The sequence below is a fragment of the Methylosinus sp. shoA genome (assembly GCF_059718125.1).
The window spans coordinates 3,349,182-3,363,440 of the sequence record NZ_AP046091.1 but is presented as its reverse complement, the minus strand read 5'-3'; the positions used below and the strand labels follow the sequence as shown (position 1 = coordinate 3,363,440).

11 protein-coding genes are annotated in these 14,259 nt (G+C 67.9%); 7 read left to right on the top strand and 4 right to left on the bottom strand.

Features of this window, described 5'->3' with window-relative positions:
* Positions 1-117 precede the first annotated feature (117 nt).
* Positions 118-2,097 carry a glycosyltransferase family 2 protein gene (locus AC6IW9_RS15520; protein ID WP_497764889.1) on the top strand — a complete coding sequence of 660 codons (1,980 nt, stop codon included), beginning with the start codon at positions 118-120 and terminating at the stop codon, positions 2,095-2,097.
* 6 nt (positions 2,098-2,103) lie between these two features.
* Complete coding sequence (locus AC6IW9_RS15515) at positions 2,104-3,363, top strand: glycosyltransferase family 4 protein (protein WP_497764888.1); 1,260 nt, start codon at positions 2,104-2,106, stop codon at positions 3,361-3,363.
* A 57-nt stretch (positions 3,364-3,420) separates the two neighbouring features.
* Here the strand turns inward: AC6IW9_RS15515 and AC6IW9_RS15510 are convergent, their stop codons facing one another.
* Together AC6IW9_RS15510 and AC6IW9_RS15505 are read right to left on the bottom strand one after the other, a co-directional pair.
* Complete coding sequence (locus tag AC6IW9_RS15510) at positions 3,421-4,296, bottom strand: outer membrane protein (RefSeq protein ID WP_497764885.1); 876 nt, start codon at positions 4,294-4,296, stop codon at positions 3,421-3,423.
* 291 nt (positions 4,297-4,587) lie between these two features.
* On the bottom strand, positions 4,588-5,421 hold the full coding sequence (locus AC6IW9_RS15505; protein WP_497764882.1) for an outer membrane protein: 834 nt from the start codon (positions 5,419-5,421) through the stop codon (positions 4,588-4,590).
* A 536-nt stretch (positions 5,422-5,957) separates the two neighbouring features.
* Between AC6IW9_RS15505 and AC6IW9_RS15500 the strand changes: the two genes are divergently transcribed.
* The gene (locus AC6IW9_RS15500) at positions 5,958-6,656 is read left to right on the top strand and encodes a phosphatidylserine decarboxylase (protein WP_497764881.1); all 699 of its coding nucleotides are present in this window, start codon (positions 5,958-5,960) and stop codon (positions 6,654-6,656) included.
* A 15-nt stretch (positions 6,657-6,671) separates the two neighbouring features.
* Complete coding sequence (pssA, locus tag AC6IW9_RS15495; RefSeq protein WP_497764880.1) at positions 6,672-7,502, top strand: CDP-diacylglycerol--serine O-phosphatidyltransferase; 831 nt, start codon at positions 6,672-6,674, stop codon at positions 7,500-7,502.
* 82 nt (positions 7,503-7,584) lie between these two features.
* On the opposite strand, the gene AC6IW9_RS15490 is transcribed toward pssA, so the two are convergent.
* Together AC6IW9_RS15490 and otsB are read right to left on the bottom strand one after the other, a co-directional pair.
* Positions 7,585-9,870, bottom strand: coding sequence for an alpha,alpha-trehalose-phosphate synthase (UDP-forming) (locus AC6IW9_RS15490; protein WP_497764877.1), 2,286 nt, complete (start codon positions 9,868-9,870; stop codon positions 7,585-7,587).
* Entirely contained in the window at positions 9,867-11,033 is a 1,167-nt protein-coding gene (gene otsB / locus AC6IW9_RS15485) for a trehalose-phosphatase (protein ID WP_497764875.1), read from the bottom strand. Before otsB ends, AC6IW9_RS15490 begins: the two co-directional genes overlap by 4 nt.
* Between otsB and pqqB the strand changes: the two genes are divergently transcribed.
* Genes pqqB through pqqE form a run of 3 tightly spaced genes read left to right on the top strand, consistent with a single transcriptional unit; the run spans position 11,026 to position 14,196 of the window.
* Positions 11,026-11,955: a pyrroloquinoline quinone biosynthesis protein PqqB gene (gene pqqB, locus AC6IW9_RS15480; protein ID WP_497764873.1), complete on the top strand. Its 930-nt coding sequence runs from the start codon at positions 11,026-11,028 to the stop codon at positions 11,953-11,955. The genes otsB and pqqB overlap by 8 nt on opposite strands.
* Positions 11,952-12,716: a pyrroloquinoline-quinone synthase PqqC gene (gene pqqC, locus AC6IW9_RS15475; RefSeq protein WP_497764871.1), complete on the top strand. Its 765-nt coding sequence runs from the start codon at positions 11,952-11,954 to the stop codon at positions 12,714-12,716. The genes pqqB and pqqC overlap by 4 nt, the downstream gene beginning before the upstream one ends.
* 13 nt (positions 12,717-12,729) lie before the next feature.
* The gene (gene pqqE / locus AC6IW9_RS15470; RefSeq protein ID WP_497764869.1) at positions 12,730-14,196 is read left to right on the top strand and encodes a pyrroloquinoline quinone biosynthesis protein PqqE; all 1,467 of its coding nucleotides are present in this window, start codon (positions 12,730-12,732) and stop codon (positions 14,194-14,196) included.
* The last annotated feature ends 63 nt before the right edge of the window (positions 14,197-14,259 follow it).

The window sequence follows — 14,259 nt, the reverse complement described above, 5'->3', positions numbered from 1 at the left end:
GTAGATAGCGCGGCCGACGCCACAAAATAGCCTCGGCGAGATGGTGAACGCGCCGCGCGGCTCGTTTACCATCACGCGTGCGAATCGCCGTCGTGGAAGGGCGTGGAGGACTGTCTGGTGACGCGTGCGGCGATCGACCTCGTTCCCGAGACAGGCGTCATCCTGCGTAATGGGAGGTTCGAGGCGCAGTCCGACGAGCCTTGGCTGCGGATAGACGCCGATTTTCCCCGCAGCCCTTTCATCGAAATCACGTTTCGCGCGAGCCTGCTCGACGATCCCGTGCGGCCGGTCCTGCGCTTCTCGACGCCCTCCGGCGCCGTCGATCGCATCCTGCCCGGGCCGGTGGCGGGCGCGGGCGTCTGGCGCGGCGCCTTGCCGAAGGGAACGCGCGCCGTCTCGATCTCCCCGACGAACCGCGAAGGGCCGTTCGCCTTTCAAATCGAAGCGATGCGTCCCGTCTTCCTCGGCGAGATGCTGGCGAGCGTGTGGCGCCGCAAGCCGGGCAAGCTCTGGTCCTATTTCCTGCCGACGCTGTTCGGCTATGCGGCCGAAGCCGAGAATGCGCTGGACTGGGCGACCAATTCCGAGCCGGTGGGGGGCTTCGAGGCCTTTCTGGCGCGACGCGAGCGCGCCTTCGATCCAGGCGGGATCGATGCGCCGCGCTGCGACTGGGGCGCCGGCCCGATCTTCGCGATGCTCGTCTTCGCCGACGGCGGCGCGGCGGGCGCGCCGACGCGCACGCTCGATTCGATCGCCGCTCAGCTCTACCCGCGCCTGCGAGTGATCGTCGTCTCCGAGCAGGAGGAGACGCGCGCACTCATCGACGCTCGCGACGATGCGCGCTTTCGCGCCGCGAGCGCCGCCGTGCTTCCCCCGGACGCCGATTTCCTCTGCCGCCTGCGCGCCGGCGACGAGCTCGCGCCCCATGCGCTCGCCTGCCTCGCCGAGGCGGCGGCGCGCGCGCCGCAGACGCGGCTGTTCTATGCAGACGAGATCATCCGCACGCCCGAAGGGCGCCGGCCGAGCTTCAAGCCCGGCTGGAGCCCGGTGTTCGAACGCGCCCGGCCCTATCTCGGCCGCGGCCTGTTCGTCGCCGCGGCAGCGCTCGCGCCCGCTCGCGAATGGTCCGGCGAAGCGGCTCTCGGCCGCGCCCTGCGGACCGCCGCGCTCGGGCTCGAAGCGCGACACATCGTCCAGCTGCGCCGCTGGCTGCTGACCCGCGACGACGAAGCGCCAGAAGCGGCCGAGCCCCCCACGGCGCCCGCGCCGGCGCCCTTGCCTTCGGCCTCGATCATTCTGCTGACGCGCGACCGGCCCGAGCTGCTCGGTCCCTGTCTCGACAGTGTGCTGCGGCTCTCCACCCATCCATCTTTCGAGCTCGTCGTCGTCGACAATGGCAGCCGGAGCGCCGATACGCTCGCCATTCTGGAAAAGGCGTCGCTGGACGCGCGCGTGCGCGTGCTGAAACGGCCCGGACCGTTCGACTTCGCCCGCTTCAACAATGAAGCGGCGGCGGAGACCAGCGGCGAGATTCTCGTCTTCCTCAACAACGACACGGTCGTGCTCGCCGCCGATTGGCTCGAGCATCTGACGCGCCCCGCCCTCGAGGCGGAGGCCGGCGCGGTCGGCGCTCTGCTCACTTTCCCGGACGGACGCGTGCAGCATGCGGGCGTCGTGATCGGCATCGGCCAGGACGCCGGCCATTTCGGCGCGCTGGCTCCGCCCGAGGCGCCCTGCTGGCTCGACCGCGTGCGCCATCCTCATGAGACGATGGCGGTCACCGCCGCCTGCATGGCGGTGGAGCGCCGCAAATTCGAGGCGGTCGGCGGCTTCGACGCCGCGCATCTGCCGGTCGAGTTCAACGACGCCGACCTCTGCCTGCGCCTCGCCGAGCGCGGCTGGATCAGCCGCTACGTCCCCGCGGCGCGGCTCGTCCATCTGGAATCGGCATCGCGCGGCTCGGCCATGTTCCGGCCGATGAGCGTCTATGCGAGCTCGCGCGGCTATTTCCGCGACCGCTGGCGCAAGATCATTCGCGACGATCCCTTCCATCATCCGGGCCTGTCGCTCTATGCGCGGCATGTCACGCTCTGGTAGGCGCCGATGAACCGGCCGATCGTCTATGACGCGACGCATCTCGTCTCGCGCGGGCGCGCGATCGGCTCGGCCGGCATCGGCTGCGTCGATCTCGCCTATGCCCGTCATTTCGCAGCCCATTCGAGTCTCGCCTGCGGCGCGCATTACGCCTATCCGCGGCCGCATATTTTTTCGCGCGAGAGGCTCGCCGCTCTGCTCGCCGACATCGCTCCGGCAGACGGCGCCTCGACCGGCGACGGCTGGCCGGCGCTGCGCGCTTGGCTTCTCGGCGCGGCCGAGGCGCCGCCCGCCGAGCGCCGGGAGACCGCCCGCGGCTCACGCTTCGGCGACCTTTGGAGGCAGGCGCGCCGGCGGCTCGCCCATGACGCGCCGGGCGCGGTCCCGCAGTCGGCGATCTATCTCAATATCGCGCAGCACGCCTGCGAATTTCCGCTGCTGTTCGACTGGCTGTCGCGCCGCCCGGACGTGCGGCCCGTGTTTTTCGTGCACGACCTCCTGCCGCTCGACTGTCCCGAATTCTTCCGCCCCGGCTATGAGCGCCTGTTTCGCCGGCGGCTCGACACGATCCTGCGCCATGCCTGCGCTCTGATCACCACGACCCATGTCGTCGCCGAGCGGCTGGAGCGCGAAATTTTTTCGCGCGGACGGCCGGCCCTGCGCATATGCGTGCAGCCCCTCGCCTCGACGCTGGGGCGCGGGGGCGCCGACGCGGATACAGAGCTCGCCGAGAGCTCCTATTTCGTCGCCGTATCGACATTGGAGCCGCGCAAGAATCACCTTCTGCTGCTCAATGTCTGGCGCGCGCTCGCCGCATCGGGGGCGCCGACGCCGAAGCTCGTGCTGGTCGGCGGCCGCGGCTGGGAGAACGAACAGATCCTCGACATGCTGCGACGCTGCGACTCGCTGCGGCGCAACGTCCGCCATGTCCATGGACTCTCGGCGCCGAGCCTGCGCCGGCTGGTCGCCGACGCCAACGCCCTGCTGATGCCGAGCTTCGCCGAAGGCTACGGACTGCCGGTGGTCGAGGCGCTCGGCCTCGGAACCCCGGCCATCGTCTCGGATATCGCGACTTTTCGCGAGGTCGCGCAGGGGCGCGCGCTGTTCCTGTCGCCTATCGACGGCAGAGGATGGAAGGAGACGATCCTCGCCTTCGCCGAGCGCCGCGCGCCGCGCCGTCTCGCGGCGCTCGAAGCGGCGCGCGATTTCGCCGCGCCCGACTGGTCGAACCACTTTGCCGGCGTCGAGGATTTTCTGACCGGCCTCTGACGACGAAGCCCAGCCTCACAGCCGGGCTTCGGAATTTTTTCGGGAGGACGGCGGCGCTCAGTATTTCGCCACGACCGGAGCCGGCGCGGCCCAGTCGAAGTGATAGTTCAGGCCGATGCGCGCGACATGTCCGTCGAAGCGCGTCTTCGCGAAGGGCGCGCTCCCGTAAAGACCGACGAAGGACAAGGGAGACAGGCCGTAGGTCACGCTGCCGAGGTCGTAATAGAGATATTCGAGCTTGACGCTCCACTTGGGCGCGAGCAGCCACTCCAAGCCGCCACCGGCGGTCCAGCCGACGCGCAGGTCCGAATAGCGCCCGAAGGACGCGAAAGCCGGAGCGAAGGGAAGATTGGTCTGGGCGATCGTGACGCTCGATCTGACATCGCCATAAGCGAGACCGCCCGTCGCATAGAGCAGCAGGGTCGGCGTCGCGAGGAAGCCCACGCGCCCGCGCACGGTTCCGAGATAGTCGAGCCTCTTCGTGACGGTCGTATCGGAGAGGATGAATTCCAGAAAGCCAGCCGGAATTCCGAGGCCCGAGCCTTTCGCCGTGCTGCGCGGGCCCGCGACGCCCTGGATATCGGCCTCGAGGCCGACCACCCAGGAGGGCGAGAATTGGAAGTTGTAGCCGATCTGGCCGCCGCCGAGGAAGCGCGCGTCGTCGGACGGAAAACTTCCGTTCGCCAGCGCCGCGGAGGTCGCCAGCTCCGTGGCCCAGGTATTGGCGGCAAAAGCAGGAATGGCGGCAGTGTGGGTCTTGCCGCCGCCGAAGGTCGCGCCCGCATTGAGGCCGATATAGAAACCGCTCCACAGCGGCGGCGGGGGCGGGAGCGGCGGCAGCGGCAGCCCGCGCGACGGAAGATCGGCCGCCAGCGCCGACCCGGCGGTCAAAGCGGCGGCGAGTGCGGCGGTGGGGAAGAATGACGTTTTCATGTGATCGCCCTTTCGACAAGATTCGATACGAGCGCCCGCCGCATCTCGCAGCGCGCGCGAGCATCGTTTCGGTTACGCGGGATCGAGAGAAACGCCGCCGACTCGCAACACTTCACGCAGCGTTCACAGGGCGGGTTTTAGAAGATCAGGGTAAATCGCGCGTTAATTCGTCACAGCGGCGGCCGGATCATCGCGGGTCCACGCAAGCCGGAACGAAAAAAGCCCGGCCTCCCGGCCGGGCTTCATCCTGCATCAGGATCGGAGATCTTCGTCGATCCCCTCGATCACCGATCAATATTTGGCGACCACGGGAGCGGCCGGAGGCGTGAACAGATTGAAGTGGTAGTTCACGCCGGCGCGAACGACATGGCCTTTGAACTGGGCGGACGCGGTCGTGCCGCCGACCACGGCGCCCGCGAAGGTGAGTGTGCCGGACGCATTCGCCGTGCCGAGATCGTAATAGAGATATTCGGCCTTCGCGCTCCATTGCGGCAGGAACAGCCATTCGACGCCGCCGCCCGCGGTCCAGCCCACGCGCGTATCTGCGAAGGCGACGCTCGCCGAGCCGACGTCCGCGCCGAGGCCGGTCTGGACGACGGTCGCGTTCAGATTGGTCTGGCCATAGGCGAGACCGCCCGTGCCATAGACGAGCAGGGTCGGGGTGACGAGATAGCCCACCCGGCCACGCACCGTGCCGAGATAATCGAGCTGCTTGGAGGCGGAGATGCTGGAGGCGATCGGAACCACGAAATTGGCGAGGGTTGCGGAACCGTTGTCGGCGCCGATGCCCTGGATGTCGGCCTCGACGCCCACGACGAAGGTCTGGCCGAACTGATAGTTGTAGCCGATCTGGCCGCCGCCGATGAACCCGTCGCTGGAGCGCGACGCCACGCCGCTGCCGCTGACGCCCACCGCCCAGATATTGGCGGGAGAATTGACGAGGACATTGCCTCTCTCGTCCCAAGTGTAACCCGCGTTGAGACCGACATAGAAGCCGGTCCACAGCGGCGGCGGAGGGGGAGGCGGCAGCAGAGGCGGCGCCTTCTTCGAAGGAAGGTCGGCGGCGAGCGCCGAGCCGGCTGAAACGGCCAGCGCGAGCATTGCGGCAGCCAGGGAATATCTCATGACAAGGCCCTCGTTCATTAGATCTGGTCTTCGATCCGCCGCAGCCGAAACCCACCGGGTGCCGAAACGATCGAACGCTCGGCTCCCCCAGAGAGAGGCGTTGTTTTCGGTCGAGACGTACGGATAAATACGCGATGCGTCAACAGCGTCCGAGCAATCCATCCCCCTTCACGGCTTTCTTGTCGACAGCTGTGTCATTTCCGCAACAGTGAGGCGAGACGATGCGAAGCGGCGCGCGCCCGGAGAGGAGCTCCGATGGGCCCGCCACATCATGCGCGCCGCTCGGGCGCGCCGGCGATGGCACAAACGATCTTCTGTCCCGCGACGCCGCTCCTCGCCCTCTCCCGAGCGCCGTCGAGGCTCGGCGCCGCCCCCGTGACTTTCCCGCGGCGAAATGCCAAAAGTCTGACCGTCGGCGACGCCGGAACGCCGAGCGGCCGGCCTCTCGGACTTCCCTGACGAACGCAGGATCGTCCGCGGAGAACCGGCGCCCGCTGTTCCTCGAGATCCTGCCGAGCGATCGGAGCTTTTCTTCCATGTCGATCTTCGAATCGGTGCGCAAATCGCTCGTCCCGGTCCATCCGGAAGGCTATATTTTCATCGCCGCCTTCGCCATCGCCGCTCTGCTGCTGCATTGGATCTCCTCGACGCTCGGCTGGATCGGCTTCATCGCCGCCGGCTGGTGCGTCTATTTCTTCCGCGATCCGCAGCGGCTCACCCCTCTGCGCGAAGGGCTGGTCGTCGCGCCGGCGGACGGAATCGTCTGCTCCATCGGCTTTTTCCTGCCGCCGCCCGAGCTCGGCCTCGGCGCCGAGCCGCTGCAGCGCGTCTCCATCTTCATGAGCGTCTTCGACGTGCATGTGAACCGCGCGCCCATCTCCGGCCGCGTCGTCAAGGTCGCCTACAAGCCGGGCCTGTTCCTCAACGCCGATCTCGATAAGGCGAGCGAGGACAATGAGCGCAACGGGATCATCATCGAGGCCCCGTCCGGCCGCTATGGCGTCGTGCAGATCGCCGGGCTCGTCGCGCGACGCATCGTCTGTTTCGTGCAGGAGGGCGAGCCGATCGGCGTCGGCGACCGCTTCGGCCTCATCCGCTTCGGCTCGCGCGTCGACGTCTATATGCCGGTCGGCGTCAAGCCCCGCGTCGCGGTCGGCTCACGCGCCATCGCCGGCGAGACCATCCTCGCCGATGTGAACTCCACCGCCGCGCCGATGAGCTTCAAGGCCGGCTGAACCAGCGGACGATCGATGAACGCGTTTATCGACGACAGCCCCGAAGACCCCGGCGAGCTCTCGCCTTCCGAGCGGCGGCGCCTGCGCTTTCGGGCCATTCCATTGCGCGTGGTGCTGCCCAACCTGGTCACTCTGCTGGCGCTGTCCATGGGCCTCACGGCCATACGCTATGCGACCGAGGGCAAGTTCGACACCGCCGTGACCGCGGTCATCGCCGCCGCCGTGCTCGACGGGCTGGACGGACGTCTCGCCCGTGCGCTGAAGGGCACCTCGCGCTTCGGCGCCGAGCTCGATTCGCTCGCCGACTTCGTCGATTTCGGCGTCGCTCCGGCTCTGCTGCTGTGGCTGTGGTCGCTGCACGAGATCAAGGGCCTCGGCTGGTTCGCGGCGCTCGTCTTCGCCATCGCCTGCGCGCTGCGCCTCGCCCGCTTCAACGTCACGGCCGACCAGCCCGGCCGACCGGCCTGGCATTCGGACTTCTTCGTCGGCATGCCGGCGCCGGCCGGCGCCGTCACCGTGCTGCTGCCGCTCTATCTGCATCTCTCCGTCGCCGAGCTGCCGGGCTCGCGGCCCTTCGTCGCCTTTTATATCGCCTATGTGCTGGCCATCGCCTTTCTGATGGCGAGCCGCATTCCGCATTTCTCCGGCAAGCGCATCGGCCGCATTCCGCGCGACTATGTGATCCTGGTGCTGTTCGCCATCGGCGTCTCGGCGCTTCTGCTCGCCATCTATCCGATGGAGACCCTGATCCTCGCGAGCCTCGGCTATCTCGCGGCGATTCCCTTCGGCGTGAAGCGCTACAACGAGCTGGCCAAGGCCGAGCCGCAGCCCCCCCCGCCCGCGTGAAGCGCGGCGCCGCGCGTCAGAGCCTTTTTCGTTTGGAGCGAATTCTGATCGCTCGAACGATCCCGTTCGAGCGGAAAGCGCTCTAGCGCCGCTGATTCTTCTCCGCGATGTCGAGGATGCGCCGGCGCTGGCGGCTGCGCGCGGCGTCGATCAGCATCTGGCCCGCCCAGCGATAGACGTTGCGCTCGCGAACGCGCTGGCGCATCAGCCGCATGCGCTCGCGCTGCTCATGGGCGGGAATGCGCAGCGCCATGTCGATCGCCTCGGCCATCTCCTGGATGTTGTAGGGATTGACGATCAGCGCCTCGGACATTTCGCGCGAGGCGCCGGTGAAGCTCGAGAGCACCAGCACGCCCTGCTCGTCGTCGCGCGAGGCGACGAACTCCTTGGCGACGAGATTCATCCCGTCGTGCAGGCTGCTGACGATGCACAGATCAGCGGCGCGGAACAGAGTGAACACCTCCCCCGGCTCATGGTGGCGGATGACGAGCCGGATCGGCCGATAGGATTCGTCGCCGTGCCGCGCGTTGATCTCGCGCGCGAGCTCCTGCGCCTCGCTCTGCAGCCGGCTGTAGGTCGGCAAGCGGCTGCGCGTCGGCGCGGCCGCCTGCACGAAGACGAAGCGCCCCTTGAGAGAGGGATCGAGCGTCAGCAGCAGATCCACCGCCTTCATGCGGTCGAGAATGCCCTTCGTATAGTCGAAGCGCTCGATGCCGACCGCGATCTTCACATCGCCCGCGAGCCCGAGCGCGCGGCGCGTCTGCAGCCGACAGTCCTCGACGCTCGGCTGGGCGGCGAGCGCTTTCGGCGGCCAGTCGATGGAGATCGGATAGGCGCGCACGAAAGTCTCGTGGCCGCCGAGCGTGACCGTGCCGTGCTCGCGATCGATGCGGCTCTCGACGAAGCGGTCGACCGTCTCGAAGAAATTGTTGCAATGGAAGCGCGTATGGAATCCGAGGATGGTGCTGCCGAGCAGGCCCTCGATGATGCGCTCCTTCCACGGGCAGATGCCGAAGGTCTCGGCGTTCGGCCAGGGGATGTGCCAGAAGGAGATGATGGTCGCCGCGGGCAGCCGCTCGCGGATCATGCGCGGCGCGAGCGCGAAATGATAATCCTGCACCAGGACGATCGGATCATCCGTATGCGCCTCGTGCGCGACCGCCTCGGCGAAGCGCTCGTTGATCTTCTCATAGGCGCGCCAATCCGACTCGCGGAACACCGGCCGCACGAAGGCGATGTGGCAGAGCGGCCACAGGCCTTCGTTGGCGAGGCCGTAATAATAGCCGTCCTGCTCCTCCTCGCTGATCCAGATGCGGCGCAGCGCATAGGCGGGCGTCTCGGGCGGCACGGCGATGCGGTCGCGCTCGTCGACGGTCTCGCGATCGGCGTCGCCGCTGCCATGGGCGATCCATGTGCCGCCGCAGGCGCGGATCACCGGCTCCAGCGCCGAGACGAGCCCGCTCGCCGGCGTCTGCACGACGACGCCGCCGTCGGCGCGATTGTGGATATAGGGCTCGCGATTGGAGACGATCAGCACTTCGGCGCCGGGCAGGGCTTCGTGCAGCAGATTTTGCAGCGCGGCCGGCGACCATTCGACCTGCCCGGTCTCGATCGGCACGCGCCCGACCTCGGCCTCGCGCAAGAGCTTCTGGATCTCCTTGTCGAGCGCCGAGCGCTGGCGTCCGGTCTCGGCCGCGTCGAAGGCGCCGAACCGCACCTCCTCGAGAGCGAGGCGCAGCGTGCGCATCCATCCGCGCAGCAGGAAGACGACGAAAACTCCTGCGGCGCCCATCACCGTCAGGGCCACGCCCGCGAGCGCCGCGATGAAGAAAACCTGCGCCTCGTCCGAGCGCGCATCGATGAAGCTCAGATCGTGAAGGACGATCAGATAAGCCTTGACGTCGCGGCTGACGATCGGAAAGGCGCCGACGAGCACGCGGCGGCCGTCGCTCGAAATATTGGAGAAGCTCTCCGCCTCCGAACGCGCGACCTTCTCGCAGGAGAAGGTGCGCGGCATCATCGACGTCGGCTCGACGAGCCCGCCGGCCTCGTCGCAGACGCCGACGGCGAGGATGCGCTCGTCCTGCGCGACTCGTTCGAAGAGCGAGTCGAGCCGGTCCCAGGCCTTGTCGGCGATGGCGCGCAGGACGGAGCCCTGGATCGCGTTGAAGACGAGCCGCGAGCGCTGCTCGACGTCATGGCGCGACCACTGCTCGATCAGGGAATTGGAGAAAGGCGCGATGGCGAGCGCCAGCGCGAAGATCGCGGCGAGGCTCAGCACGCCATATTTGAGAACATCCTTCACATGCGATGTGAACAGCTTGCCGCCTTGCCCCGCCGCGACGATCAGAGCGGCCGTGCGCCTCATCGGCGACGCCCCCGATCCGCCGCATCGAGGCGGGACGCGAGCGTCGCGATCCAGCGGCGCACCTGCGCAGGCCCGTCGAAAGCGGCGCGGTCGGGGACGAAATATTCGCCGGCGACCGCGAGCGCGACGCCGCCCGCCGTTTCGGCGAAGACGCCGGCTTCTTCGTCCGACGCGTCGTCGCCGATGACGATCGGCCGCCGCCCGGCGAAGGGCGCGAGCGACAACAGACGCTCCACCGCCCGGGCCTTGGAGGCGCGCGACGACGTCAGCTCGAACACGCATCGGCCGGCGATCAGCCGGATATCCGCATTCGATCGGGCGAGGATGCGGTTCAGCGCGCCCGACAGCGGAGCCGCCGCGTGCGGCGCCGAACGATAATGCACCGCGAGCGCGGATGTCTTGCGCTCCAGCGTGACACCTTCGAAAGCGCCGGCCGCGGCCTCGACCGCTGCGACGACCGACGCATCCAGCTCCGCCGAATGCGTCGCCGCGCCGTCGCCGCCTGCGAGGCGCAGCGCGGAGCCGTGCTCGGCCGCCGCGTCGAAACATACGGGGCGGAGGAACCGGTCTATGTCGACCAGGGTCCGGCCCGACACGATCGCCAGCGCGCCCGCGAGCGCGCGGCGCAGCCGATCCAGATCGCTCGCGAGGCCCGGCGCGACTTCGACCTCGTCGGGCCGCTCGGCGATGTCCAGCAAAGTCCCGTCGAGATCGAGAAACAATGCGAAAGCATGTGGAGCGATCATGATCCGTTCCGCCACATTCGCCGCGGCGGCTCCCCAATGCGCATGTTCCGACGCAACTCTCATCGTGACGCCAAACAACTCCGTCTCGACCATGGCCGAGCGCGGCTCGCCGCCGCGACCTGCCCGCGGCGCGGGACGCGCATTGCTAGGGCGGAAAAGCGTCGAGAATGTGCCGCCGGCCGTTCGCGCCGGCGGGCGGGTGCGTCCACGTGGCGCTTGCGCCGGGCCGTGGGCCCCGACATAGTGCCGCCACACCGCCGCCGGGGCTCCTCGCAAGGTCTCGGGAAAAAGCGGAAAAGGCAAAGGGAGCGGACGAAAGGGCGCTTCGATCGGCGCCGGTTTCGTTCTAGAACGTCGGTCCAAGAAGGAGAGGCTGCGCCTCGTCGCACGGCGCCGTCGCAAGAAGCGCATGTTCATCAAGATACTCGGATCGGGCGCCGGCGGCGGTTTCCCACAGTGGAACTGCAATTGCGCCAATTGCCGCGCCGTGCGCGAAGGCCGGCCCGGCTTCTCGGCCCGCACGCAATCCTCGCTCGCGGTCAGCGCCGACGGCGTGAATTTCGTGCTGCTCAACGCATCGCCCGACCTTCGCCGGCAGATCGCGCAATCGCCGCAGCTCTCGCCCGGCGCGGGCGACGGATTGCGCGCGAGCCCGATCAAATCGGTGGTGCTGACGAACGGCGACGTCGACCATGTCGCCGGCCTCTTGAACCTGCGCGAGGCGCAGGCCTTCTCGATCTACGCCTCCTATCGCGTGCTCGAGGTGCTGGCGGGAAACCGGATCTTCGACATTCTCGTTCCCGAGCTCGTCGCGCGCAACGAGCTCGCCTATGACGAGCCGGTCGCCCTGCGCGGCGCGGGCGTCGATCTCGGACTCTCCGTGCGCGCCTTCCCCGTGCACGGCAAGATCGCGCTCTATCTCGAGGACAAGAGCGCCGCCGATTTCGGCACCAGGGTCGGCGATACGCTCGGCCTCGAGATCATCGAGTCGGCGACAGGCAAATCCTTCTTCTATGTTCCCGGCTGCGCGAAGATCGACGAGCCGCTGCAGGCGCGTTTGAGAGGCGCGCGCCTCGTCTTCTTCGACGGCACTCTGTTCCACGAGAACGAGATGATCGAGCAGGGGCTGCTCGGCAAGACCGGCTCGCGCATGGGCCATGTGAACATGAGCGGCGAGGCCGGCTCGATGAAGGCCTTCGAAGCGCTCGGCGTCGCGCGCAAGATCTATGTGCACATCAACAACTCCAATCCGACTCTCGACGCGTCGTCGAAGGAGCGCCAGATCGTGAACGCGGCCGGATGGGAGATCGGCGAGGACGGCATGGAGGTCACGCTATGAACGAGTTCTCGACCGCCGATTGGCATGACGCGCCGCCTCTGCCGAAAGAGGCTTTCGAGGCGGCGATCCGCGCCGTGGGCGCGGAGCGCTATCACGACAAGCATCCGTTCCATAAGCTTCTGCACGGCGGCAAGCTGAACAAGGGCCAGGTGCAGGCCTGGGCGCTCAACCGCTATTGCTATCAGGAAGCGGTGCCGCGCAAGGACGCCGCCTTCATGAGCCGCGTGCACGACCGCGAGCTCCGCCGCGAATGGATTCACCGCATCCACGATCACGACGGCCTCGGCGAGGAAGGCGGCGGCATCGAGCGCTGGCTGGTGCTGACCGACGGGCTCGGCCTCTCGCGCGACTATGTGATCTCGCGCGAGGGCGCGCTGCCGGCGACGAAATTCGCGGTCGAGGCCTATGTGCGCTTCGTCGTCGAGCAGCCGCTCGTCGTCGCCGTCGCGTCCTCGCTGACGGAGCTGTTCGCGCCCGCCATCCATCGCGAGCGCATCGCCGGAATGCTCGAGAATTACGATTTCGTCGACGATCATGTGATGGCCTATTTCAAGCGTCGCCTGGCGCAGGCCCCTCGCGATTCCGACTTCGCATTGTCATATATCAAAGAGCACGCCCATACGCGGGCGGAGCAGGAAGCCTGCGTCGGCGCGGTGCGCTTCAAATGCGACGTGCTGTGGGCGCAGCTCGACGCTCTGCATCACGCCTATGTAACGCCGGGCCTCACGCCGCCGGGGGCGTTCCGGCCGGACGAGACTTGAGGACATCGAACGGATGAACGACGCGCGTTTCGTGGTGACGCCGGACTCGAAGCCGGCCTTCACGCGCTATTCGCGCCTGCACGAGGATGTCGTGCGTCGGCGCAAGGTGATCCTCGCGCCCGAGCGCGCCTATGAGCTCGATGCGATCGGCGTCGCCGTGCTGTCGCGGCTCGACGGCGTCGCCAGCGTCGCCGGCGTCGCGCAGAGCCTCGCCGCGGCCTATTCCGCGCCGGCCGACGTGATCCAGCGCGACGTCATCGCCATGTTGCAGGGCCTCGCCGACAAGCGGCTGCTGCGCGACGGGCCCGACGCTTTCGCGCCCTCTCCCCTTTCCGATACGGCGCGCTCCTATGCGCCGTTCGAGCGCGGACCGGCGGGACTGCTCGCCGAGCTGACCCATCGCTGCCCTCTGCAATGCCCCTATTGCTCCAATCCGCTGGAGCTCGAGCGGGCGAACACGGAGCTGACCGCGGCCGAATGGGGCGAGACCTTCCGCCAAGCCGCCGCGATCGGCGCGCTGCAACTGCATCTTTCGGGCGGCGAGCCGACCGTGCGCCGCGACCTCGAGGAGATTCTGGCGCATGCGGTCCACGCCGGGCTCTACACCAATCTGGTGACCTCCGCGGTTCTGCTGACGCGCGAGCGGATGGCGCGCCTCGCCGAGATCGGACTCGATCATGTGCAGGTGTCGGTGCAGGACGTCGTGCCCGACAGCGCCGACCGCATCTCGGGCTTCGAGGGCGGCGTCGCCAGGAAGCGCGACGTCGCGCGCTGGACGCGCGAATTCGGCCTCGGCCTCACCATCAATGCGCCGATCCATCGGCAGAACATCGACCATCTGCCGCAGATCATCGACTTCGCGGTCGAGGTCGGCGCGCAGCGGCTCGAGGTGGCTCATATTCAATATTACGCCTGGGCCGAGCTCAATCGCGCCGCGCTGATCCCGACGAAGGAGAAATTCCTGGAGACGGTGGCGATCGTGGACGCGGCGAAGAAGCGCCTGCAGGGCGTGCTCAATTTCGACTTCGTCATCCACGACCACTACGCCTCGCGCCCCAAGGCCTGCACAGGCGGCTGGGGCCGCAGCATCATGGTGGTGACGCCTTCGGGCAAGGCGCTGCCCTGCCATGCGGCGCAGACGATTCCGGGACTCGTTTTCGACAATGTGCGCGAGCGCCCGCTCGCCGACATCTGGCGCAAAGGCGCGGCGTTCGACGCCTTCCGCGGTGAGGAGTGGATGAAGGAGCCCTGCCGCAGCTGCGCGCGGCGCGAGATCGACCATGGCGGCTGCCGCTGCCAAGCGCTCGCCGTCACCGGCGACGTCACGGCGACCGATCCGGCCTGCCATCTCTCCGACCATCACGCGCAATTCGCCGCGCTCGGCGAGCGTGAATCGCGGCTCCCAGCCCCGCTCTACGTGTATCGAAGACTGGGGGGCGTCGAACGAAAAGCCGAGACGCTGGAAGATCAGCCGGCCTGACGGCTGTTTCCTCGCGTCATCGCGAGCGAAGCGAAGCGATTGACGGCCTCGCCGTCTCCGCCT

Bases quoted from the DNA above. Each gene is read 5' to 3' on its own strand.
- AC6IW9_RS15515 (WP_497764888.1), top strand. From the start codon at position 2,104: ATGAACCGGCCGATCGTCTATGACGCGACGCATCTCGTCTCGCGCGGG.
- AC6IW9_RS15510 (WP_497764885.1), bottom strand. From the start codon at position 4,296: ATGAAAACGTCATTCTTCCCCACCGCCGCACTCGCCGCCGCTTTGACC.
- AC6IW9_RS15505 (WP_497764882.1), bottom strand. From the start codon at position 5,421: ATGAGATATTCCCTGGCTGCCGCAATGCTCGCGCTGGCCGTTTCAGCC.
- AC6IW9_RS15500 (WP_497764881.1), top strand. From the start codon at position 5,958: ATGTCGATCTTCGAATCGGTGCGCAAATCGCTCGTCCCGGTCCATCCG.
- pssA (WP_497764880.1), top strand. From the start codon at position 6,672: ATGAACGCGTTTATCGACGACAGCCCCGAAGACCCCGGCGAGCTCTCG.
- AC6IW9_RS15490 (WP_497764877.1), bottom strand. From the start codon at position 9,870: ATGAGGCGCACGGCCGCTCTGATCGTCGCGGCGGGGCAAGGCGGCAAG.
- pqqB (WP_497764873.1), top strand. From the start codon at position 11,026: ATGTTCATCAAGATACTCGGATCGGGCGCCGGCGGCGGTTTCCCACAG.
- otsB (WP_497764875.1), bottom strand. From the start codon at position 11,033: ATGAACATGCGCTTCTTGCGACGGCGCCGTGCGACGAGGCGCAGCCTC.
- pqqC (WP_497764871.1), top strand. From the start codon at position 11,952: ATGAACGAGTTCTCGACCGCCGATTGGCATGACGCGCCGCCTCTGCCG.
- pqqE (WP_497764869.1), top strand. From the start codon at position 12,730: ATGAACGACGCGCGTTTCGTGGTGACGCCGGACTCGAAGCCGGCCTTC.